The following is a 22376-nucleotide window of genomic DNA, read 5'->3' as shown; positions in this document are numbered from 1 at the left end:
CCTCAAATGGGATTAATGTTGTTTCTTGCGTGGTGGCTGCGCCATCCACCAGATGATGCCCATGGCTGGCAAAACCCAGAGAATACCGGTGACGAAGAAATACAGGAGATGTACCCAAGCGCTCGATTCAGCGAGATGCGCCACGGCGATGATGGTCGCGAACACCGCATAGATGATGACCAGTGAAACCAGCAAAAAAGTGCCGATCAGTTTCTTCAGCCGAACGGGCATGGTGCAATTCTCCTTTTCCCGTTCTTCACTAACCGGTGAACGGGGCCAGTGAAAGGGCAAAAACGCGGCGGCATGTCGCGTGACGCGAACTTGTAACGGGCTCGCCTATGCGGCATGTATCCTTCGTGTCTGTTCCAAAAGTCGCCATGCCGGTCTGCAAATGGCAATTTTCTGCGTTCCGGTGCTTACGTACTTTAAGTACGCTCCGCTCCAGTACTTGAAAAATTGCCATTCTCGCCACGGCCTGCCGCTTTTTGATTCAGACACTTCGGCTTAGTATCGAAGGGTGAATGACATGACGGTAGCGACGGCGCAGCGTATAGGGCAAGGTTCCAGATCATCGCAAGAGGATCGCGACCGTCGCCTTGTGCGTTACTGGCTTTATGCGGTTTTCGTCGTGCTGATTGCCATCGTCATGGTTGGCGGTGCTACCCGTATGACAGGTTCAGGCCTCTCCATTACCGAATGGAAACCGATCCACGGTGTAATTCCGCCGCTCAACCACGCCGAATGGGTGGAAGAGTTCGACAAGTATCGTCAGATTCCGCAGTACCAGCAGATCAACAAGGGAATGTCCCTTGAAGAATTCCAGTATATTTTCTGGTGGGAGTGGGCGCACCGCCTGCTGGCGCGCTTTGTTGGATTTCTGGTTGCTGTTCCATTGGCCTTCTTCTGGGTAACGGGGCGCCTTAGGGGCGGCCTCAAATATCGTATGCTGGGCCTTCTTGCACTCGGTGGCCTGCAAGGTGCTATTGGCTGGTGGATGGTTGCTTCCGGCCTGAGTGAGCTGACAAGTGTCAGCCAGTACCGTCTGGCGATCCATCTGACGACAGCCTGTATTATCATAACGGCGGTTTTCTATATTGCGCGCGGGCTTGTCACTTATAGCGAACGACCAGCAGAAAGGTCGGTCCAGCGCTTTGCCGGATGGATCGTGTTTGCAGTGCTCGTGCAGATTTACCTGGGTGGTCTGGTGGCCGGGCTTCATGCCGGTCTCACCTATAACACATGGCCGCTGATGGATGGCTCGATCATCCCGTCCGATCTGTTCATCCAATCGCCATGGTGGCGCAACCTGTTTGAAAACCCAAAGACTGTGCAATTCGTGCACCGCATGTTCGCCTACACGGTGCTGGTTCTGGCCGTACTGCATTCTCTGCAGGTTTGGAAGCAGGCGCCCGGCACCACCCATGCGCGCCGTACCATTGTTCTCCTTGGACTGGTTCTCGTGCAGGCCGCTATCGGCATTGCTACGCTTCTGTTGAGCGTTCCGCTGCATCTGGGCCTGACACATCAGTTCTTTGCGCTGATTGTGCTGGCCTTCGCGGTTGCACACTGGCGTGCAACCAAAGGTGCCTATGAAGGGTAAGCCGTCTGGCGCAGGTGCCTGAGCGCGGACGCGATCTTCAGTTCACGCGCTTCCTCCGCGCCATTGCCGTCTTCGCGGTGCCACGCGGCTGACAGACAGCCATAGGCGAAGGCATAATCCAGAATGTAGGCGGGTTCGCGCCCGATGATCGGCGCGAAATGCTCGGCCATATGCCGGGCGCGTTCAAGGTCGAGGCAGAGATCGTCCCGGTCGAGCGGATTGTAGAATATATTTGCCGCATCGAAGGCAGCATCGCCGACAAGCCCGTGCGGGTCGATGGCGAGCCAGCCGCGTGGTCCCCTGATGATGTTCTCATGGTGAATATCACCATGCAGCGGAATGGCCTTGTGCGGCGTCGCCAGAAGGCGCTTTGCAGTTGCCGCTCCGTCTGCATAGGTCGGACTTTCATGCGCCACCGCGAAGAGACCAGAGAAGTGCCTGTCCAGTGGTTGCAAATCAACCGGTATCGGGGCAGGAGAGGGCGTGTGCAGCGCGCTCAGGACGTCGCCGAATATCTGCAGACATTCGGCATCCTTGCCGCATTTCAGGTGTTCATCAAGGTGATAGTCGCCCGCATATTCGAGCAGCATCGATGTACCTTTGAGGCCGTATAGTCGTGCAGCACCATGGCCGTCCTGCCAATCCAGATAATGCGCGCCGCGCAGTTCTTCCATTCCGGCTGGCTTCAATTGCTTGACGACAAAAACCTCGTCTGGATGATCGATGCGTTCGACCTTCCAGACGAGGCTTGAATGCGTATCTGCCAGAGGCTCATAGGAGCCGATATTCCATTCTATTGGAAATACCGGCTTCTTCGTCATCAGGCTTTACCAAGCATGAGGTTCATGTTCTGGACGGCTGCGCCCGATGCACCCTTGCCGAGATTGTCGAGCAGCGCCACCAGATTGACCTGTCCATCGCCTTCAGTACCGAAGACGAAAAGCCTCATGCCGTCTTTGCCGGCAAGCTCTTCTGCATCGACACGCGCCAGTTTGGCGCTTTCTTCAAGTGGTACGACTTCGACGATGTCCTGACCGGCATAGTGATCGGTCAGCGCGGAATGAACCTTTGCAAGCGATGACGTTCCCTCAAGTTCGGTCAGGAACAGCGGAACCTGTACGATCATGCCCTGCGGGAAACGTCCGACGCTGGGCGAAAAGATCGGGCGGCGATCCAGACGACCATGCATCTGCAATTCAGGCACATGCTTGTGCTTGAGCGGCAGGCCGTAGAGGAAATTGTTTGCGGCAAGATGCTCGGGATGGTTCGCATTTTCCATCTGCGCAATCATCTGCTTGCCACCGCCCGTATAGCCGGAGACAGCATTGACGCTGACCGGATAGTCGGCAGGCAACAGACCCGCATCGCGCAGCGGACGGACAAGCGCAATTGCACCGGTAGGATAGCAGCCCGGATTGGCGACGAGGCGCGCCTCGGCAATGCGTTCACGTTGACCTTTGGCCAGTTCAGCAAAACCGTAAGCCCAGTCCGGATGGACGCGATGAGCGGTCGATGTATCGATGATGCGGGTCGAGTTATGGCCTTCGAGCAGGGAAACCGCTTCCTTGGAGGCATCGTCCGGCAGGCACAGGATCGCAATATCGGCAGCGCGCAGATAGTCGGCGCGCAAATCCTTGTTGCGCCGCTCGGCTTCCGGGATGGAGATTACTTCAAGATCGTCGCGCTCGGCCAGACGGGTGCGAATCTGCAAGCCGGTGGTGCCGTGCTCGCCATCGATGAAGATTTTCGGTTTCATGCGTTTTGCCTTTGAATTCAGAAAGTTACGACAGTATTCGGAATCAGTTCTCGAGCTGCTTGAATCAATCTATGAACAAGCAACGCGCTTCATCGTCGTTCTTTCCGTTCGGCCAGAAGGCCCAGATAGTACATTGCGATCGTCGCTCCCGCGATTGCTGTTATATCGGCGTGATCGTAAGCCGGTGCAACCTCGACCACATCCGCGCCCACGAAGTCAAGAGCCGTCAACTTGCGCAGCACAGACAGCATCTTTGCCGAAGAAGGGCCACCCGCGACCGGGGTGCCCGTTCCTGGCGCGAAGGCCGGATCAAGACAGTCGATATCGAAGGTCAGGTAGGTATTCTTGCCATTGGTGCGCCGCAGGATTTCATCGGCAATCGCCGCCGCCGACATGTCTTCGACCTCATGGCCATAAATGATCTTGATGCCGCAATCCTCCGGAGCGTGCGTGCGGATACCGATCTGGATCGAGTGGTCGGGATCGATAATACCGTCGCGGACCGCGCGGGCCACGAAGGAGCCGTGATCGATCCGCTTGCCGTCGTCAAACCACGTATCCTGATGCGCATCGAACTGAACGAGTGCCAACGGGCCATATTTTGCGGCATGGGCCTTGAGCAGCGGCCATGTGATGAAATGATCGCCGCCAAGCGTTAGCAGAAACGCATCCGATTTCAGGATTTTTGCTGCTTCACGCTCGATGGTGGCTGGGGTCTTGTAGTGATTGCCATAGTCGAGCAGGCAGTCGCCATAGTCGATGACGGCCAGCTTTTCGAAGAGATCACGCTGAAATGGGTATTGCGGGTCATTGTCGAAGATCGCCGATGCTCGCCGGATCGCTTGAGGTCCGAAACGCGCGCCGGGCCGGTTGGATACGGCTGCATCGAAAGGAATACCCCAGACGACCGCCTCTGCGCCCTTCAGCGATTTCGTGTATACGCGCCGCATGAACGACAGCACACCGGCATGCGTAGGATCCGTTGCAGCGCTCGTCAGGCTGCGGGCAGTGATCGCATGGTCGATGGTCTTTGAGGGCATGGCCGTCTCCCCGATGATAGTCTGGCTTCTATAGCGTTTTCATTCGCTCTTGGCATCAAATCCATATGCGCGTTCGACACGACCGATACGCACGCGATAGGTTTCGTACCACTTCTGGCGCCCGAACTTCTGCGCCACAAGATGATCCACATTGCGCTTCCATGCGCGGATGCTTTCCTCGTCGGCCCAGAAGGAGTTGGTGATGCCGAAGCCTTCCGCGTCACGCGCGCTTTCGATGCCAAGATAGCCGGGCTGTTTCGCCGCAAGTTCCCCCATGCGTACCGCCATGTCGCCATAGCCATCGTCGTCGCCAGCGACACGCTGCGACGCAAAGGTGACGATCAGATAGGGAGGCTCCGGTGTGACCGCAAAGCGGTTGGATGTTGCAGACGAGGACATGTGCTTATCCGTTCGTGAAGATGCTTCGGATTTTCCTACTCATGACGACTATCGAACCGGCTTGCAACTGTGATGAAGCCGCACTGTCGCCCAATATATTGAGGGCACATAACGGCAATTGAGGTGCGGGAAACCTTCGGCGCTAATGGCTCTCTTTCATGGAGGGACATAATGCGGAAAACACTTCTTGCAATCTCGGCCATTCTGGCTTGTTCCGCTGCGCTTTCGGGATGCGCAACGAACCAGCGTGGCGTCAGTTTTCAGCTGGAGCAGCAGAATGTAAGCGCAATCAACTGGATGCAACAGTCGGGCGAATATGATGCGCTGGCTTATCAGGCGTTCAATGGTGCGCGACAGGCTTTCGACGCGGCTAAACCGACGAAGGGACGGCGAAAGGCTGTGATTGTCGATCCCGATGAGACAATGATCAATAATACTGCCTATGCGGGATGGCGCGTCAAGCAAGGCGCGCCATATACGGAGAAGACCTGGGCGCGCTGGATGGCCGCAGAGCAAGCACGTCCCATCGCGGGTGCCGTAGAGTTTGCGAGACATGTCAATTCAAACGGCGGCACGATGTTCTATGTCACGAACCGCGATGCGAAGTCATTTGAGCCAACGGCAGCAAATATAAGAAAACTGGGTTTTCCCGGCGTGTCAGCGAAAACCCTTTTGCTGAATAGCGGTCAGTCCAACAAGCAGGGCCGTTTCGATAGTATTAAGGCTAGGGGATATGAGGTTGTTGTCTATGTCGGAGATAATCTCAACGACTTTGGAACTGCAACCTATCACAAGAGTAATCAGCAGCGGCGCGCGTTCGTGGAGGCCAGCCGCGAAACTTTCGGAACGAAATACTTCATGCTGCCCAATCCGAGCTATGGTGACTGGATTTCCGGGATGACGCCCGATTATTATAAGCAATCGCCAGAGAAACAGCTCGAGATAAACGGCAAGTCTATCCGCAGTTGGGTGGCTGAAACCCGATAATGAGCGAAAACAAAAAAGCGGGCCCGAAGGTCCGCTTTTCCGTAAGCTGTGAAGCGATAGATATTAGCGCTTGGAGAACTGGCCCTAAGCGCGTTAGCGCTTGGAGAACTGGAACGAACGGCGAGCCTTGGCCTTACCGTATTTCTTACGTTCAACAACGCGGCTGTCGCGGGTCAGGAAGCCACCCTTCTTGAGAACCGTGCGCAGGCCTGGTTCGTAGTAGGTGAGGGCCTTCGAGATGCCGTGACGAACAGCACCGGCCTGACCGGAGAGGCCACCACCGGCAACGGTGGCAACGATGTCGAACTGACCAGCGCGATTCGAAGCGACGATTGGCTGCTGCAGGATCATCTGCAGGACCGGACGTGCGAAATACTTTTCGAATTCCTTGTCGTTGACGGTGATCTTGCCGGTGCCCGGCTTGACCCATACGCGTGCAACGGCGTCCTTACGCTTGCCAGTGGCATAAGCGCGGCCCTGTGCGTCCAGCTTCTGGACGTGAACCGGAGCGGCAGCTTCGGTCTTGGCAACAGTGCCGAGTTCTTCGAGCGAGTTGAGCTGCTCAGCCATGATTATGCATTCCCTTTGTTCTTGCGGTTCAGCGCGGCGACGTCGAGGACTTCCGGCTGCTGAGCTTCCTGCTGATGGTTCGGGCCTGCATAGACGCGCAGGTTCTTCATCTGGCGACGGCCGAGCGGACCGCGCGGGATCATACGCTCAATGGCCTTTTCGACGACGCGTTCCGGGAAACGGCCTTCGAGAATCTGGCGAGCAGTGCGCTCCTTGATGCCGCCCGGATGGCCGGTGTGCCAGTAATAGACCTTGTCGGTGTACTTCTTGCCGGTCAGAACAACCTTGTCGGCATTGATGATTACGACATTGTCGCCATCGTCAACATGCGGGGTAAAGGTTGCTTTGTGCTTGCCGCGCAGGCGATTGGCGACGATGGTGGCGAGACGGCCGAGCACGAGGCCTTCGGCGTCGATCAGCACCCACTTCTTCACCACTTCGGCCGGCTTCTGAGAGAAAGTTGCCATTGAAGTCTTCCTTGACTTAATCCCCGATCTTGAAAATCAGGGCTTTTTTTGTTGCTTGTGTTGGATCGTGTCCAACCCGAACGAGTGAGCAAAAGATAACTTCTACTCACTGCTGGCGGGTCGATACACAATGTCCGAGGGGGCGTCAAGCCTTATATTTGAAGCTTTGTTTTAAAAACGAAATAAATTCAAATAGTTATAAGTTTGGTATTATGATACCTTATCTTTTTAGGTGCTTTTATGCGGGGGGATCGAGTAAGTTGTCGTTGCTTGGGCCACCAGCTCGCCGCTTGTACCGTCGGTCAGGCTGATATCGAGTACAGCAAGGCGTTTGCCGAGTTTCAGGAGGTGGGCGACGGCCTCGACGGTGCCGGGGGAGGGCTTGCGCAGAAAGTTGATGTTCAGGTTCGTCGTCACGGCCAGCGCCACGGGGCCGATATGGGCCAATATGGCAGCATAGGCCGTCACATCGGCGAGCGCGAAAAGCGAGGGGCCGGATACCGTGCCACCGGGACGCAGATGTTGTTCATCGGCATGAAGCCGCATGGATGCAGAACCGCCATCAATTGCCGTGATCTCGAAGGCGTCTCCGAGTTGCGGAAACTCGCGCCTCATGAATGCGCGGAGCTCTTCAATGCTCATAACGGGGCTTAAGGATTGGCGCGTCGTCGCCATATCGACATTCCGCTCCTGCGCGGTATTGATATTCATGTGTTCCTCCCAAATCTATTTATCAATAGAGGGAGCGGCTACCTTCATGCAAGCGCTGGCTTCGGCCACTTGAAAGAGACTGAGATGCAAAACCCTTCTGACGAACGGATCCGAGATATCCTTCTTTCCGTCAAAACGATCGCGCTTCTTGGTGCATCACCGAAGCCGGAGCGCCCGAGCAATGGCGTGATGGAATTCCTGCTTTCCAAGGGATACCGCGTGATTCCGGTCAATCCGGGGCAGGCGGGAAAGGATATTCATGGCCAGCATGTCGTGGCGCGCCTAGTCGATATAGAAGAGCCGGTGGATATGGTGGATGTGTTCCGCGAACCATATTCGCTGCCGGGTATTGTGGATGAAGTTCTTGCATTGAAGCATCGCCCGAAAGTCTTGTGGACGCAACTCGGCGTGGTGCATGAAGAAGCTGGAAACCGGGCCAGAGAAGCCGGTGTGACCGTCATCATGGATCGTTGTCCTGCTATCGAATATCCTCGCCTGATCGGCAAATAAGAACTTTCGGAATTAATTTCTGCGATTCCGGCATCTGGTGGAAAATCCGCCTTTGCTTTCCTGGCGGCAACGCCTAACGTCCGGACCTGATTTAGGGTTTGGGACATAGGAGGAAATGATGTCGAAACGCTCTCCCGGAATTGAAACGCTTGCCGTTCACGCAGGGGCAAAGCCCGATCCGACAACCGGTGCCCGCGCAACGCCGATCTATCAGACGACTTCGTTTGTGTTCGACGATGCGGACCACGCCGCTTCGCTGTTCGGCCTGCAGGCATTCGGCAATATCTACACGCGCATCACAAATCCGACGACCGCTGTTCTGGAAGAGCGCATTGCCGCACTCGAAGGCGGTACGGCGGCGGTCGCGACCGCATCCGGTCACGCAGCGCAGCTGCTCGTGTTCCATACGTTGCTTCAGCCGGGCGACAATTTCGTTGCGGCACGCCAGCTTTACGGCGGCTCGATCAACCAGTTCGGCCAGTCGTTCAAATCCTTCGGCTGGCAGGTGCGTTGGGCAGATGCCACCAACCCAACCGATTTTGCCAAGCAGATTGACAGCAAGACGCGCGCCATCTTCATCGAAAGCTTTGCCAATCCGGGCGGCATCGTGGTGGATATCGAGGCTATCGCTGAAATCGCCCATAGAAATGGCCTGCCGCTGATCGTGGACAACACGCTGGCATCGCCCTACTTGGTGCGTCCGATCGAACACGGCGCGGATATCGTTGTTCACTCGCTGACCAAGTTCATCGGCGGGCATGGCAATTCCATGGGCGGCATTCTGGTCGATGGCGGTACGTTCGACTGGGCGAAGTCCGGCAACTATCCGCTTCTGACCGAACCGCGTCCGGATTATGCTGGTCTGGAACTGCACAAGACCTTTGGCAATATCTCCTTCGCCATCGCGGCCCGCGTACTGGGTCTGCGTGATTTCGGCCCGGCAATTTCGCCGTTCAACGCTTTCCAGATTCTGACGGGTGCGGAAACTCTGCCGCTGCGCATGCAGCGCCACAGCGACAACGCTTTGAAAGTAGCTTCCTGGCTGCATGGTCATGAAAAAGTGTCCTGGGTGAACTATGCCGGTCTGCCGCATGATAAATTCCATGCGCTCCAGCAGAAATATGCACCGAAAGGCGCCGGTTCGGTGTTCACCTTCGGTCTCAAGGGTGGCTATGATGCGGGCGTAAAGTTCGTCGACAGCCTAGACCTGTTCTCGCTGCTCGCCAATATTGGGGACACGCGCTCGCTGGTCATCCATCCGGCTTCCACCACGCATCGCCAGCTCAGCGACGAGCAGAAGGTGGCGGCAGGTGCCGGGCCGGATGTGGTGCGTCTGTCCATCGGCATCGAGGATGCAGACGATATCATCGCCGATATCGAACAGGCTCTGGCCAAGGTCTGATCGGATGAGCCGGTTTCTCGACTTTGACCTGACGGGCATTGAACCAGAGGAGGGCGCTCCCTTGCCGGAGCGCGTTCTTTCCGGCGATCCGAAATTCCGCACTTGGAATCTGGAAGAAAATGCTGAGGGCACACTCTTTGCAGGCATATGGGAGAGCGCGCCCGGAAAATGGCGTATCGAGTATGACGAATGGGAGTTCTGCCACATCCTGTCAGGCCGGTCTGTCCTCAGCGAAGAAGGCGGACCAAGCCGGGAAGTCGGAACGGGAGACAGTTTTGTCATCCGACCGGGTTTCAAGGGAAGCTGGGAAGTCATCGAGACCACCCGTAAGGAATATGTCATCAAGCTCTGACGTTGGTTCCTTCTATGCAAAACACCCGCCGGATTTCGGCGGGTGTTTTGTTTCAGTTATGAGGACCACGCTTGATCGGCTCAATAATCGGCAGATTGCCCGGATTCGGACGACCTCCACCATCATTGGCTGACGGTGGACGATCCGGCCGTGGCGGACGGGGGCGATCCGGTCTGCTGTGAGGCGGACGACCCGGACGATCCCGGTCACGATAGCGATAATAATCGCGGTCGCGATAGTAGCGCGAGCTTCGGTAATAGCGTGGATAGTTCCGATAATAGCCGCCACTGTCGTAGACGACGCCCGTGCCTACATATCCGCCGCGAACATAATACGGATCGTAATTGCCTGAGCCGTAATAGCCCTCGGAAACACAGCCGCTGAGTGTTAATCCCGCTACGCCGATACCAAGTGCCAGTAAAATGGATTTCAATGACATGTTCGCTACTCCCGAATGGCCGGGGTCAGCGCTGGAATACGCAAAAACCACGCGGCGAACCACTATTTAGAGGGATTATGCGCGTTTCTATATGCAGCCCATAATCAATAAAGATTGCAGAGCGTTAGCTTGGTTCGCTATGATGATACATACTCATCGGCGAGATGCAGTAATTATAAAGGCCCCTTCAATGAAGGGGCCTTTATAAGTTAGTGTCTATGTAATCTTATTATTTTGAAGCGGTCTCTGCGTCTTTGACGGCTGTGCTAATGTCCTTAAATTTTTGGCCAATATCAGAGCCGAGGGTGGAGGCTCCAGCGATGATCGCCACCGAGATCAAGGCCGCGATGAGGCCATATTCGATAGCGGTTGCGCCGGATTCGTCCTTACGGAAGCGTGCGAAAAACTTGGTCATGTGTTGCTCCTGAGATCATTCTTGCTTGTTTAGTGGTCGCTGTGACCTGGGAGCAAATTACGCGGCAATTATGTGCACCCTCTTAAGTTGCATGGTAAACGGAAGATGAGTATTGCATATGATTAATAAAGTGCTGAATTTAAAACAAAAACTGCGATCTCGGGATGCGATATATTTAAGCAAATTGGAATATAAATCTCAGGCAACAAAAAGCCCGCTTGCGCAGGGCTCTTTTTCCTGAGGTCGCGTTGATCCGCCTTACTGCGGAAGCTGGGCGCCAGCCTGCTTTACGGCATCGGCCATGGTCTGGCAGAGCTTTTCCTCGGAGACATTCTGTGCTTTTGCGCTGGTGGCAATATCCTGTTCCATGCCCATCGCAGAGACCTTGCCCTGCTTGCCGGTTGCCTCAGCAGCCTCGGCCTTGCTCGTGTCGGATGGAGCCGGGATAAGCGCAATCATCTTTGTCTGGATTTCGATGGCTCCGCCATCGGTGTAACCCTTTTCCTGGCAGTACTGGAGTACGCCAAGCTGGTTGCGGGCGGCATTATAAGCCATTTCCATCTGTTCAGGCGTTGCCTGTGCGAAGGCCATCGTAAGATTTGCACCGAGGAAAAGACCGGTCAAAGAAACACGTACCAGATTGCGCATAATAATTCATCTCCATGAGTCAAATACACGTCGAGATAGAGCGAATTTCGTGTCGAAGGGAACTCAAGAAAAATTAATTAGTGAAATGAAATATAAAGGAAATACTTTCCATCCAGGATAGCTTCGATGTCATGAATATTTCAAGAAACAGACATGAGCGAAACTATCCCGCAGGTTGTACCAGATTGGCGATGAGCCGGAATGCACCGGGAACAAGCTTGTCGAGCTGATGATGCAGGACCAGGCTTGTATGGGTATGGCGGCCCTTGCCGATTGTCGCTGAAATGAGTGCGCCGAAAAGCGGTTGCTCCCCGTCATCATGCATGGAAAGCAGCGGCTGGTAGACGTCATCCCATCCAGAAGCGAAATAGAGCCCACGTTCCTTTTGCCAGCCTTCCCAATCGTGCTCGTTTATAATGTTGGGGCCGACGAGCAGGGGATGTTCAGGCACTAACATGGTGACCGGTGCGTTCGGGTTTGTAACGCGCCAGCGCAATGACGGGGAACCGATGGAGAGTTTTCGCGGCGGTGTCCGATCCGGCTGCCAACCGTCGGTTGGCCGATGATAGAGTGTCACCAGATGTCCGCCATCGTCAACAAAGCGGTGTAGTTTGGTCGTCGCGGCTGTAAGATCATCACGCAGACCGAAGGCAAATATGCCGACCACGATAGTCGTGAATTCTGACAGATCACCGGCAAGATGATGCGGCTCGATGTCTGTGACCTCAAATCCCATGCGTTTCAGCCACAAGCCAACGTTGTCAGCGCCGCCGCCGATATACCCTATGCGCGCATCGGGTAATTTCACGTCGAGCGCGAGCACCGGCAGCACTGCAGGCTCGCGCCAGACGGTTCTGCCGATATGCGGATAGCTGGTGACGTTTATCTGCCACGCCGGAGTTCCGTCAACCGATGCCTGCAGATAGGCCAAGCCGGGTGCTGGATCGGAAGGTCCATGCAAGACGGCATTCTGCCCGTTCGAGCTGATATTCCAGCCGTTTTGCGATGTGAATGTGACTTGATCGGCCTCGCCATCTACCATAAGCCGGACCTGCAAGGGGGGCTGTTCGCCCGATATGATAGCGGCTGGCGGATCGATCTTCACCGAGGCAGGTGGAACGATGGTGAACGGCTCTTCGAGATCGAAGCTGCAGGCTGCCAGATGATTGTCAAACTGCGCCTTTAGCCGGATGTAGGCCTGTCCGTTGCCGCCGAGTGACCGCCATGCCGGTTCAAAAAGCGGGGAAAGTGCTGCCTCCTTTGCCAGTGACACAGCCAGAATTTCTCGCTCGGGCGTCAGGTACTCGCAAGCGGTCGAACAGCTTTCTGGCAATACGGGTTCGGCTGTTATTGCGACTGCCGTCGCTCCGGAGCCGTATTCGACAACGAGGCGGGTTTCTCCACCTCTAGGCAATATGGATTCTTCCAGATAAGCCCGCTCGAACAAAGACGCTGCTTGGATCAGGGCGGTATCTATTTCCTGTCTTTTGCGTTCGAGCCTGTGTCTGTGCCGGAAAAGGAAATCTTCTGGTGCGCTGGCCAGAGCAGCCTTCAGGCTTTTCGCAGCCTCGACCAGGTTTTTGACAATGGTTTCGCGGTCGGGGAAAGCCATGATTGCCTGCTCAATGGATGAGTGAGTGTCAAAAAGCTGCCTCCAGGTTTCAAGTGTCAGTCCATCGGCCTCAGCAAGTGCGGCCAAAGTTTCCGGAAATCCCTCAAGGATTGTCGTTTCAGCACGGCTTTCCGGTAGTTTCAGATGCAGTGGCCATTCCACCTTTGGTGTCTCAGGCCAGTGCCCCATACCCTGCGTGGCGTGGCAGGCGCGTGACCACTCGCCAATACGGTCGAAATCAGCGCCGGTTGCTGGATCACGACCGGCGGCATGAATCGTCACTGTCGTATCGGGTGGAGGAAGCTCGTCGTCATAGGTGTCTCCGCCGCCCGACCAGGCAGGTAGATAAAACTTCGCCACCTGCCATGGCGTCAGTCCCTCGGCAAAATGTTCAGGAAAGGCGTTGGGATCGCCAGCGAGCCATATCGCCGTTTCCGCGGCCCGTGTCATGGCGCGGTGGTGACCGTGCTGGCCGGGCACGTCCAGAAAGGTCGGCAGCACAATATCCGGGCGCTCGGTGCGATAGGCGCGGACCAGCCGTTCGACGGTCTTTTTCTCGCCCCAATGGGTGAATGTACCGTCGCCATCCTTGGAGAAGCCGAAATCATGGATGGAATCATCAGGGCCATGGCCGAGCCAATGCACATCGCAATCAAGAATGCGTGCCGCTTCTTCCATCTCGCGGCTGCGGATGACGCCCAGCGCACCGCCACGTTCGGGGCCAAGCGCATTTTGTCCGCCTTCGCCGCGTGTCGAACAGGCAATCTCCACTCGCATACCCAGTCCGAACCGCAAATACGCCATCAGGCCGCTTTGCTCATCGTCTGGGTGCGCACCCGTATGCATCAGCGTGACGGTCGAGCGTAGCCTGCTTAGAGCGCGATGCAGACGGACGAGGGCAGGAGACGACTTCTGGCGCTCGATGCGCTGAAGGGCGGTAAGCATGGTCAGATTTCCGGATTGGTATCGAGCTTCGGCGTCATGGCCTCGAACATCGGCAGCGATGCAGCACCCAAAGCGGCAGTGAACTGGCCAGTCTGCCCGCGGATGACGCGCGGCAATGCACGGGCGCGGCGGCTCGCGACCGAAATCGGCAGGCCGCCCATATGCCAGATAAGGTCGTCGATGATCGCATCGGGTAACATGCCGCCCAGAATGATCGTCTCGGGATCGAGAATGTTTTCGATCATGGCAATCATTGGTGCCAGATGGTCGGCAGCTTCCTGCACCCAGCCCATCAGGACGGGATTACGCTGTTCATGCAGCTTTTCCAGCGCGTCGAAATCAGTGTCTTCGATCCCAACGGCGTGAAGCTTTTCCCGCAAGGTATGAAGGGAGGCATAGGTTTCGAGGCAACCCTTCTGGCCGCAGGCACAGCTGCGCCCACTAGGCGTGATGACGATATGACCGATTTCACCCGCATTGCCGAAAGCGCCCCGAAACGGTGCGCCGTCCTGGATCATGCCAAGCCCGATACCGGCACCGAAATAAATCATGGCGAAATTGGAAATCGCGTGTCCGGCGCCGAACAGGCGTTCGCCGACGGCGGCGGCATTGGCGTCGTTTTCGACCAGAACGGATTCGCCGCAGGCTTCGCTCAGAACCGCTGCAGCATCGATCCCCGACCAGCCGGGCAGGGTTGTCGGACCGACAGAACTCATGCCTTCGATGTCGAACGGCCCCGGCATCACGACGCCTATGCCGAGCAGGCGCGCGGGAAACGAAGTCTTCACCGCATCGACTTCTTTTCGCAATTGTGCGGAGAGCCTGTCAGGGCTGACATCCTGAATGGGGCGCACATGCTGCGTGCGCGGCTTGCCGGAAAGATCAAGCACCGTCGTCACCATATGCGTCGACCCCATTTCGACACCGATGGTCATCGCGCCTTCGGGATTGACGGCAAACTGGATCGGCGGCTGGCCGCGCCCCGTTTTCAGTCGCCCAAGCTGCATGAGCAGATTCTCTGAAACCAGTTCGTCGACGATATTGGCGATGGCCTGTGCCGTTAGATGGGTAAGGCGGGCGATATGCATCCGGCCAAGAGGGCCATGACGGCGAACGACATCAAGCACCACGCGCCGGTTATGATCGCGGATTCGCTCGGGATTCTTGCCGAGGGTAACAGCAAGCGACCCGCCCTGTGCAGTTACAGGCGTAATGTCACGTTCATCTTCGGATGGCCCATCTGATTTCGATGTCATAGTCCCTCCTGTCTCCCGTCAAAAGAGATAACGCGAGCAGCTTTTAACAGCAATATATTAATTCAACTAAATTATCTTATTGACAAAACGCTCGCAACATTGAACCGTAAAGGCAGGGTGGTGAAGACTGCCTTGGCTCATGTTGGGAAAGTGGGTTCCAGCATGGGGAGAAATGGGCGCTGCGCATAATCTGCGCGGCATGTGGTGGAATATGCGGATTGTGCGAGGCACTGCCGCAGCCGTGCCTGGCGACCGCATTCGAGTACCGGTGGGCGGGGCATTAGGGAGGTTTAAATGCGTAAGCTGTTATTGGCAGGTCTGGTTGCGGGGCTCAGCACCTTTGCGATCAATGCCGCTCAGGCTGTCGAAATCGAATATTGGCAGTATGTCTTCGAGACACGCGTCAAGGCGATGGACAAGCTGATCGAGAATTTCGAGAAGGCCAACCCGGACATCAAGGTCAAGCAGGTCACGTTCCCTTACGACGACTATCAGACGCGCGTGATCGCAGCGAAGATGGCGGGCAAGAGCCCGGACGTGATGCAGCTTTTCTATGGCTGGCTGGACAAGTTCGTGGCTGGCGGCATTCTGCAACCGCTACCGCAGGATGCGTTCCCGCATGACAAGATCGAAAGCGAATTCTTCCCGATCGTTTCGGCGATGAAGCGCGGCGATGAATATTACGGTCTGCCGACCGCTGTGCGTTCGCTTGCCTTGTTCTACAACAAGAAGCTCTTCGCCGACGCTGGCCTCGACCCGACTAATCCGCCCAAGACGCTGGATGAAATGGTCGAAGCTGCCAAGAAGACGACGAAGCGCGACGCTTCCGGAAATCTTCTGGCCGAAGGCATCACGCTCGACATGCCTGGACAGGACCAGCATTGGTGGCGTGAGGTTCTGGTGCGCCAGTTCGGCGGTCAGCCTTATACCGACAATGACCGCAAGGTCGCCTATAATGACGCCGCAGGCGAAAAGGCACTTGCCTTCTATACTGGCCTCCAGACCGAACATAAGGTCGGCGAAGTCAAGTTCATGGATGAAGGTCAGGCTGCTTTCCGCGCTGGCATGGCGGCCATGACCATCGACGGCACCTTCCGTCTCGGTTCGTTCCGCACCATCAAGGACTTTGAATGGGGTGTGACCGAGCTTCCGGCCAATGCGGAAGGCGTGCGCTCCAACTATGCGAGCTATTTCGCAAACGGCATCAGCGCCAAGGCAAGCGGCGAGAAACTTGAAGCTGCCAAGAAGTTCCTGAACTACATTTCCTCGCCGGAGGCCATGGAAATCTGGTTGAAGGATGTGGGCGAACTGCCTGCGCGCCGTTCGGCAGCCTTGACGGAAGCGAACCTTGCCGATCCGATCTACGGCCCGTTCCTGAAGGGTCTGGAATATGCGCACACGACCATGTTCGTGGACGAGCTGAAGCAGCGCCAGATCGCTGTCGATATGGCCAATCGCGTTATTCTCGAAAAGCAGCCGGTCAAGGAATCCCTCGATCAGGCAGCCAAGGCCGAGCAGGATGTGCTCGACGCGGCCAAGTAAAGCAACCGCGAAAGATGAAGCGGCTCCGGTCGTTTCATCTTCTCTTGGCTGTTTACGGCGCGGCTAGCGCATCCCGAAAAGTGTGAAACGGTTTCGGAAAAGATGCGCGCCAAAACAAACAGTTAGAGCGCCGATCTGATTCATTCAGATCGAAATGGGCTCTAATCCGTGGCCGAAGGATCTTGAAACATGACAATGTCTGTAGCCGGGGTGGCTGAAACAGGCGGCACAGGGAAGGGGCCTTCGGGCAACCGCCTGACGGATCGCCTTTCCATGCGCACAAGACGGTTGATCTGGGTATGGAGCTTTCTGGCTCTCCCGATCCTGTTTTATTCGGTCATCCGCTTCTACCCGACGCTGGAGGCCTTCTGGCTGTCGCTCACCGACTGGGACCTGATGAACCCGCCAAAGTTCATCGGCTTCGCCAATTACCAGAAGCTCTTTGCCGATCCGGAATTCTGGAAAGTGTTCAAGAACACTTTCACCTATCTGCTGGTCGGCACGCCGATCAGCCTCATTGTGGCGTTCACGATTGCCTATTTTCTGGACCGCGTGCGCATCATGCACGGCTTTATCCGTGCGCTCTATTTCCTGCCTTACCTCACCACGGCTGCCGCCATGGCATGGGTCTGGCGCTGGTTCTATCAGCCCGCGCCCATCGGCTTCATCAATAATATCCTGAATGCAGTGGGACTTCCGCAGCAGGGCTTTCTGCGCTCGGTAGATCAGGGTCTCTATGCGATCATGGCGACGTCCATCTGGGCCGGTCTCGGCTTCCAGATCATTATCTTCATGGCGGGCCTGCGCGCTGTTCCCAACACTTTCTATGAAGCCGCACGTATCGACGGCCTCGGCGAATGGGCGATCCTGCGCAAGATCACGATCCCGCTTCTGAAGCCCACAACGGTGTTCCTCGTCGTCTTCTCGTCTATCGGTTTCCTGCGCATCTTCGATCAGGTCTACAACATGACCACGAACGATCCCGGCGGACCGCTCGGCTCCACCAAGCCGCTGGTGCTGATGATCTATCAGACGGCCTTCTCCTCCTATGCGATGGGGTATGCGGCTGCACAAACCGTCGTTCTGTTCACCATCCTGCTTTGCGTCTCGCTGTTGCAGCTCTGGATCCTGAGGGAAAAGAAATGACAGCGTCCGCTCAAAACAAACCGCTCCCATTCCAGAACCTGCGGCCCGGCCGCATCCTGACATGGACGTTGCTGCTCATCGGCGGCCTCATCATGGTCACGCCGCTGGCCTTCATGTTCTCCACCTCGCTCAAGACGGCAGGTCAAGTCTACGACCTGCGCCTGATCCCGGCAGAGCCGACATTGCAGAACTATGTCACTATCCTTGCCGATGGCCGTTTCATTCGCTGGTTCCTGAATTCCATGATCGTTGCGGTTGTGGTCACCTTGTCGAATGTCTTCTTCGACAGTCTCGTCGGCTATACGCTGGCGAAATTTCAGTTCCGCGGGCGCTACTTCATCTTTCTCGCCATTCTGTCCACGCTGATGATCCCCACAGAAATGCTGGTAATCCCGTGGTATCTGATGTCGAGCAAGCTCGGCTGGCTGGACAGCTACTGGGGCATCATGTTCCCCGGCATGATGACGGCCTTCGGCACGTTCCTCATGAAGCAGTTCTTCGAAGGCGTTCCCAACGACTTTCTGGAAGCCGCCCGCGTCGACGGTCTCAACGAATTCCAGATCTGGTGGAAAGTTGCCATGCCGCTGGTGACGCCAGCACTCTCGGCGCTAGCGATCTTCACCTTCCTCGGTAACTGGACCGCATTCTTCTGGCCGTTGATCGTTGCGACCAGCCCGGAGCTTTACACGCTGCCGGTCGGGCTTTCGAGCTTCGCCGTCGAGCAGTCCATCCAGTGGGAAATGATTATGACCGGCGCGGCAATTGCCACGCTTCCCACGCTCGTCGTCTTTCTTCTTCTCCAGCGTTACATCGTGCGCGGTGTCATGCTTGCTGGCCTCAAGGGTTGAACCATGTCCGATCTCGATCCACGGCTGTCCGATAAAAGCGTCTTCCCCGATCCGGTTTACAAGGAAACCGTGCTTCGCCCGCTTTTTGACGGCGCCAAGACCCATCACGTCGACGGCTTCCGCCGCATCGACCGCGCCCATCTCGTTATGCTGACCGAAACCGGCATTCTCGATCGCGCACAGGCCGCAGCCATTGCGGGTGCGCTGGAAGCCATCGACAAGGAAATCGATCCTTCGAAACTCACCTATACGGGTGAAGTGGAAGACTTTTTCTTCCTCATCGAGAAGGAGCTGAAGGCGCGTATCGGGGCCGACACTTCCGGTCGCCTTCACACGGCGCGCTCACGCAACGATATTGACCACACGCTGTTCAAGCTTGGTCTCAAGGATCGTATCGATACGCTGATGACGCAGGCGCGCAATGTGCTTGATGCGATGATTGCGGCTGCCGAGCGTGAAAAGGAAACGTTGATCGTCGCCTATACGCATGGTCAGCCTGCGCAGCCATCGACCTTCGGTCACTATCTTTCGGCGGCAATCGAGGTTCTTATCCGGGATATGGAACGGATGGAAGCCGCGCGTGCCATCGTCAACCTGTCACCCATGGGGGCGGCGGCCATCACCACCTCGGGCTTCCCGATCGATCGCGCACGAGTGGCAAGCCTGTTGGGCTTTGCTGCCCCCTTATCCAATTCCTATAGCTGCATTGCGGCGGTGGATTACATCACCTCGACCTATTCGGCGCTGGAGTTGCTGTTCGTGCATCTGGGACGCCTCATCCAGGACTTCCAGTTCTGGACCAGTTTCGAGGTCGGCCAGATTTACGTGCCGAATGCCTTCGTGCAGATATCGTCGATCATGCCACAGAAGCGCAATCCGGTTCCAATCGAACATATGCGCCACCTGGCAAGCCAGACCATGGGCCGTGCCCGCACCGTTCTGGACGTGATGCATAATACGCCGTTCACCGACATGAATGACAGTGAGGGCGAAACTCAAGCGATGGGTTATGAGGCATTCGCATCCGCCGGTCGCGTGCTCGATCTTTTGGCCGCATTCATCGGCGCGATCCGTATCGATCCGGCCCGTGTGGCGGAAAATATCCGCCGCTCCTGCATCACGATCACCGAACTGGCGGATTCGCTGGTGCGCATCGAAGGTCTTTCGTTCCGGCAGGCGCATGAAATCGCGGCCAGGGTTGCGCGCGCTGTCGTCGCCATGGGCGGCGGTCTGGAGAAGGATGGGTTTGAACCTTTCCTTGACGCTTTCCGCGAGTCCGCCGGGCGCGAGCCATCCTTCGGGCGAGAAAAGTTCGAGGAACTGGTCTCACCGCAACATTTCGTGGCTGTGCGTGACCGTCTTGGCGGTCCGGCACCGACAGCGATGAATGCAGCACTTGCACGACATAAGGCGGAAGCTGATCGCTTCAAGGCAGTTGCTTTCGACCATGCCGCCGCCGAAGCAAAGGCTGCCCGCGAACTCAATGAAAAATTCAGTGCACTTGTGGAGGCACGCTGATGGCAACCATCGAACTTGAAAAGCTGGTCAAGCGTTATGGCAAGGTCGAGGCGGTCCGGGCAATCGATCTCCAGATCAAGGACGGCGAGTTCGTCGTTTTTGTCGGTCCCTCCGGCTGTGGCAAGTCCACGACCTTGCGCATGATCGCCGGGCTTGAGGATATTTCTGTCGGTCACCTGAAGATCGGTGGCGAGGTCGTTAACGAACGTGATCCGAAGCAGCGCAACATCGCCATGGTGTTCCAGAACTATGCGATTTATCCGCATATGACAGTGCGTCAGAATATCGGCTTTGGGCTTTACACGTCGAAACTGTCGAAAGCCGAGAAGGACAAGCGCATCGAAGAAGCCGGCAAGGCGCTCGGGCTGGAACCTTATCTCGACCGTCGACCGGCGGCATTGTCCGGTGGACAGCGCCAGCGCGTCGCCATCGGCCGCGCCATGGTGCGCAATCCGTCGGCCTTCCTTTTCGATGAGCCGCTGTCGAACCTCGATGCTCAGCTTCGCGCGCAGATGCGTATCGAAATCAAGCGCTTGCATCAGCGTCTCAAGACGACGACCGTTTACGTGACACATGACCAGGTTGAAGCCATGACCATGGCCGACCGTATCGTCGTCATGCGTGACGGCCGCATTCTTCAGACCGGAACACCGACCGAGCTTTATGAGAATCCGACGGACGTGTTCACGGCACGCTTCATTGGCAGTCCATCAATGAACCTGATTGCGGGGCGCCGCAATGGATCTGGTGTGGAACTTGCGCCCGACGGGGATATTCTGGTCGGCGTTCGTCCGCACGACCTGAAAGTCGAAGAAGGTACATCCGGTGGCTTTTCGCTCACCGGTACTGTGACCGCGGTAGAGCCGCTCGGTGCGGAAACGCTGGTCCATCTGGATGTCAATGGCGTATCGGTGATTGCAACGGCTCCTGGCAAGGTCATTCCCACAACGGGCGGGACGCTTTCCGTGTCGGCGCCTGCTGGAAGCCTTTATCTCTTCGATGCCAGGACCGAGAAAAGTCTGGGCCGCCTATGATGCCGCAACAATTCAAACGGCAATTCAAGTCTCCGGCCGTCCTCAGTATCGGGCGGATTTACTGTGACCTCATCTTTACCGGGCTGCAATCGCTGCCACAGCCCGGACGCGAGGTTTTTGCCGAGAACATGAAGATGGCGGCAGGTGGCGGGGCCTTCATCTCTGCCGCCCATCTTGCCCATGCGGGCAGGGCGGTGGCGCTGGTCGCACGGCTCGGCTTCGATGGATTGTCGCGCGGGCTTGAACCGGACTTGAAGATCGACGGTGTCGATCTACGCTTTCTGGAGCGGGCCGACGATGCTGGGCCACAGGTGACGGTGGCAAGTGTGATTGGCAGTGATCGCGCATTCTTGTCGCGCCGCTCCGGTTCAGCACTTCCCTCGACGCTCGAAGCCGCGTTGCAATGGAAGGATGCGGGGCATCTGCACATCGCTGAATTCGCAACGCTGCATGAAATCCCTGATCTCGTCCAGCAGGCAAAGGCGGCAGGACTTTTCGTCTCGCTCGACCCGAGCTGGGATGAAACGCTGATCTACGACCCCAGCCTGCTCGCTGCCTGCGAAGGCATTGATATATTCTTGCCCAATCGCGAGGAAGCGCAGGCTATCACAGGCCATGATGATCCGGCGAAGGCGCTTGATGCGCTTGCGAAGCATTTTCCAGTTGTGGCTCTCAAAGGCGGTGGAGAAGGGGCGTGGCTGCGCACGGCTGATGCGGATCTTCATATGGCGGCAAAGGACGTGCCGGTGATTGATACGACCGGGGCAGGCGATGCTTTCAATGCCGGTTTCATCGATGCATGGCTAGAAGGTCACGATGCTTATCGGGCGCTTGCAGCCGGTATCGAATATGGAAGCCTCGCCGTACAGGCAGCAGGTGGCGCATCCATCCTCCGTGCCCCCGACCGCTTGGCCGGATAATTATTCAGGCGGCGGCGTGATACTCGCCGCCCCTACAATCCAGTTCAGTTGCTTTTCGTGACATTGTTGGCGCCAGATTGCCGATCGCGCTGGATCTTTTCACGGCGTTTTTCGGTTGGCTATTCTCTTGTCGGCTTATCCGTTGGTGAAGACACGGAAGGGGCTGTAGAAAAACATAAGAAAGAAGCCGAATGCTGATTTTTGCACTTGCGCTTGTCGCGCGAATTGCCTAAACGGCTCTCACAGCGACTGGCCAGAC

General features: G+C 56.6%; 24 protein-coding genes. 11 read left to right on the top strand and 13 right to left on the bottom strand.

Annotated features, from left to right (window positions below; all coding sequences use genetic code 11):
• Positions 1-12: 12 nt before the first annotated feature.
• Entirely contained in the window at positions 13-231 is a 219-nt protein-coding gene (locus tag HWX93_RS11725; RefSeq protein ID WP_010661115.1) for a DUF2842 domain-containing protein, read from the bottom strand.
• A 295-nt stretch (positions 232-526) separates the two neighbouring features.
• Between HWX93_RS11725 and HWX93_RS11720 the strand changes: the two genes are divergently transcribed.
• Positions 527-1600: a COX15/CtaA family protein gene (locus HWX93_RS11720; RefSeq protein WP_151554748.1), complete on the top strand. Its 1074-nt coding sequence runs from the start codon at positions 527-529 to the stop codon at positions 1598-1600.
• Here HWX93_RS11720 and HWX93_RS11715 read toward each other — a convergent pair.
• The 4 genes from HWX93_RS11715 to HWX93_RS11700 form a co-directional block, all read right to left on the bottom strand.
• The gene (locus HWX93_RS11715) at positions 1588-2421 is read right to left on the bottom strand and encodes an aminoglycoside phosphotransferase family protein (RefSeq protein WP_151651839.1); all 834 of its coding nucleotides are present in this window, start codon (positions 2419-2421) and stop codon (positions 1588-1590) included. The genes HWX93_RS11720 and HWX93_RS11715 overlap by 13 nt on opposite strands.
• Positions 2421-3356 (bottom strand): N-acetyl-gamma-glutamyl-phosphate reductase, encoded by a 936-nt coding sequence (argC, locus tag HWX93_RS11710; RefSeq protein WP_151554746.1) that lies wholly within the window; start codon positions 3354-3356, stop codon positions 2421-2423. The genes HWX93_RS11715 and argC overlap by 1 nt, the downstream gene beginning before the upstream one ends.
• 89 nt (positions 3357-3445) lie before the next feature.
• Complete coding sequence (speB, locus tag HWX93_RS11705) at positions 3446-4396, bottom strand: agmatinase (RefSeq protein ID WP_151651840.1); 951 nt, start codon at positions 4394-4396, stop codon at positions 3446-3448.
• A 39-nt stretch (positions 4397-4435) separates the two neighbouring features.
• Complete coding sequence (locus HWX93_RS11700; protein ID WP_151651841.1) at positions 4436-4795, bottom strand: antibiotic biosynthesis monooxygenase family protein; 360 nt, start codon at positions 4793-4795, stop codon at positions 4436-4438.
• 171 nt (positions 4796-4966) lie between these two features.
• Here HWX93_RS11700 and HWX93_RS11695 point away from each other — a divergent pair, with 171 nt between their 5' ends.
• The gene (locus HWX93_RS11695) at positions 4967-5782 is read left to right on the top strand and encodes a 5'-nucleotidase, lipoprotein e(P4) family (RefSeq protein ID WP_176037458.1); all 816 of its coding nucleotides are present in this window, start codon (positions 4967-4969) and stop codon (positions 5780-5782) included.
• Positions 5783-5875: 93 nt separating this feature from the next.
• On the opposite strand, the gene rpsI is transcribed toward HWX93_RS11695, so the two are convergent.
• From rpsI to HWX93_RS11680, 3 genes are all read right to left on the bottom strand, one after another.
• Positions 5876-6352 carry a 30S ribosomal protein S9 gene (gene rpsI / locus HWX93_RS11690; RefSeq protein WP_006466519.1) on the bottom strand — a complete coding sequence of 159 codons (477 nt, stop codon included), beginning with the start codon at positions 6350-6352 and terminating at the stop codon, positions 5876-5878.
• Positions 6353-6354: 2 nt separating this feature from the next.
• A complete protein-coding gene (gene rplM / locus HWX93_RS11685; RefSeq protein ID WP_010661122.1) occupies positions 6355-6819 on the bottom strand; it encodes a 50S ribosomal protein L13 in 465 nt (154 codons plus the stop codon).
• A 228-nt stretch (positions 6820-7047) separates the two neighbouring features.
• Positions 7048-7530 carry a PaaI family thioesterase gene (locus tag HWX93_RS11680; RefSeq protein ID WP_151651843.1) on the bottom strand — a complete coding sequence of 161 codons (483 nt, stop codon included), beginning with the start codon at positions 7528-7530 and terminating at the stop codon, positions 7048-7050.
• A gap of 84 nt (positions 7531-7614) precedes the next feature.
• Between HWX93_RS11680 and HWX93_RS11675 the strand changes: the two genes are divergently transcribed.
• From HWX93_RS11675 to HWX93_RS11665, 3 genes are all read left to right on the top strand, one after another.
• The gene (locus HWX93_RS11675; protein WP_151651844.1) at positions 7615-8040 is read left to right on the top strand and encodes a CoA-binding protein; all 426 of its coding nucleotides are present in this window, start codon (positions 7615-7617) and stop codon (positions 8038-8040) included.
• A 118-nt stretch (positions 8041-8158) separates the two neighbouring features.
• Entirely contained in the window at positions 8159-9442 is a 1284-nt protein-coding gene (locus tag HWX93_RS11670) for an O-acetylhomoserine aminocarboxypropyltransferase (RefSeq protein WP_041545197.1), read from the top strand.
• A gap of 4 nt (positions 9443-9446) precedes the next feature.
• Positions 9447-9794 (top strand): cupin domain-containing protein, encoded by a 348-nt coding sequence (locus tag HWX93_RS11665; RefSeq protein ID WP_151554741.1) that lies wholly within the window; start codon positions 9447-9449, stop codon positions 9792-9794.
• 52 nt (positions 9795-9846) lie between these two features.
• Here HWX93_RS11665 and HWX93_RS11660 read toward each other — a convergent pair whose 3' ends face one another.
• The 5 genes from HWX93_RS11660 to HWX93_RS11640 form a co-directional block, all read right to left on the bottom strand.
• Positions 9847-10233: a hypothetical protein gene (locus HWX93_RS11660; protein WP_151554740.1), complete on the bottom strand. Its 387-nt coding sequence runs from the start codon at positions 10231-10233 to the stop codon at positions 9847-9849.
• A gap of 229 nt (positions 10234-10462) precedes the next feature.
• Positions 10463-10648, bottom strand: a complete 186-nt coding sequence (locus tag HWX93_RS11655; RefSeq protein WP_151554739.1) for a Flp family type IVb pilin — start codon at positions 10646-10648, stop codon at positions 10463-10465.
• A 258-nt stretch (positions 10649-10906) separates the two neighbouring features.
• Complete coding sequence (locus HWX93_RS11650) at positions 10907-11296, bottom strand: pore-forming ESAT-6 family protein (RefSeq protein ID WP_061347410.1); 390 nt, start codon at positions 11294-11296, stop codon at positions 10907-10909.
• A 163-nt stretch (positions 11297-11459) separates the two neighbouring features.
• A complete protein-coding gene (locus HWX93_RS11645; RefSeq protein ID WP_176037457.1) occupies positions 11460-13853 on the bottom strand; it encodes a PIG-L family deacetylase in 2394 nt (797 codons plus the stop codon).
• Positions 13854-13855: 2 nt separating this feature from the next.
• Positions 13856-15109 carry an ROK family protein gene (locus tag HWX93_RS11640; RefSeq protein WP_151554736.1) on the bottom strand — a complete coding sequence of 418 codons (1254 nt, stop codon included), beginning with the start codon at positions 15107-15109 and terminating at the stop codon, positions 13856-13858.
• A gap of 294 nt (positions 15110-15403) precedes the next feature.
• On the opposite strand from HWX93_RS11640, the gene HWX93_RS11635 reads away from it, so the two are divergent.
• The 6 genes from HWX93_RS11635 (at position 15404) to HWX93_RS11610 (ending at position 22117) form a co-directional block, all read left to right on the top strand.
• Positions 15404-16651, top strand: a complete 1248-nt coding sequence (locus HWX93_RS11635) for an extracellular solute-binding protein (protein WP_151554735.1) — start codon at positions 15404-15406, stop codon at positions 16649-16651.
• Positions 16652-16846: 195 nt separating this feature from the next.
• Positions 16847-17797 carry a carbohydrate ABC transporter permease gene (locus HWX93_RS11630; protein ID WP_412842238.1) on the top strand — a complete coding sequence of 317 codons (951 nt, stop codon included), beginning with the start codon at positions 16847-16849 and terminating at the stop codon, positions 17795-17797.
• Positions 17794-18645 carry a carbohydrate ABC transporter permease gene (locus tag HWX93_RS11625; RefSeq protein WP_151554734.1) on the top strand — a complete coding sequence of 284 codons (852 nt, stop codon included), beginning with the start codon at positions 17794-17796 and terminating at the stop codon, positions 18643-18645. Before HWX93_RS11630 ends, HWX93_RS11625 begins: the two co-directional genes overlap by 4 nt.
• 3 nt (positions 18646-18648) lie before the next feature.
• On the top strand, positions 18649-20163 hold the full coding sequence (argH, locus tag HWX93_RS11620; RefSeq protein WP_176037456.1) for an argininosuccinate lyase: 1515 nt from the start codon (positions 18649-18651) through the stop codon (positions 20161-20163).
• On the top strand, positions 20163-21197 hold the full coding sequence (locus HWX93_RS11615; protein ID WP_176037455.1) for an ABC transporter ATP-binding protein: 1035 nt from the start codon (positions 20163-20165) through the stop codon (positions 21195-21197). The genes argH and HWX93_RS11615 overlap by 1 nt, the downstream gene beginning before the upstream one ends.
• On the top strand, positions 21194-22117 hold the full coding sequence (locus HWX93_RS11610) for a carbohydrate kinase family protein (RefSeq protein ID WP_151554731.1): 924 nt from the start codon (positions 21194-21196) through the stop codon (positions 22115-22117). The genes HWX93_RS11615 and HWX93_RS11610 overlap by 4 nt, the downstream gene beginning before the upstream one ends.
• The last annotated feature ends 259 nt before the right edge of the window (positions 22118-22376 follow it).

Source organism: Brucella tritici (assembly GCF_902825325.1).
Taxonomy (GTDB): Bacteria; Pseudomonadota; Alphaproteobacteria; order Rhizobiales; family Rhizobiaceae; genus Brucella.
Note: the sequence above shows the minus strand (reverse complement) of the source record. Positions and strands in the feature narration are given on the sequence as shown.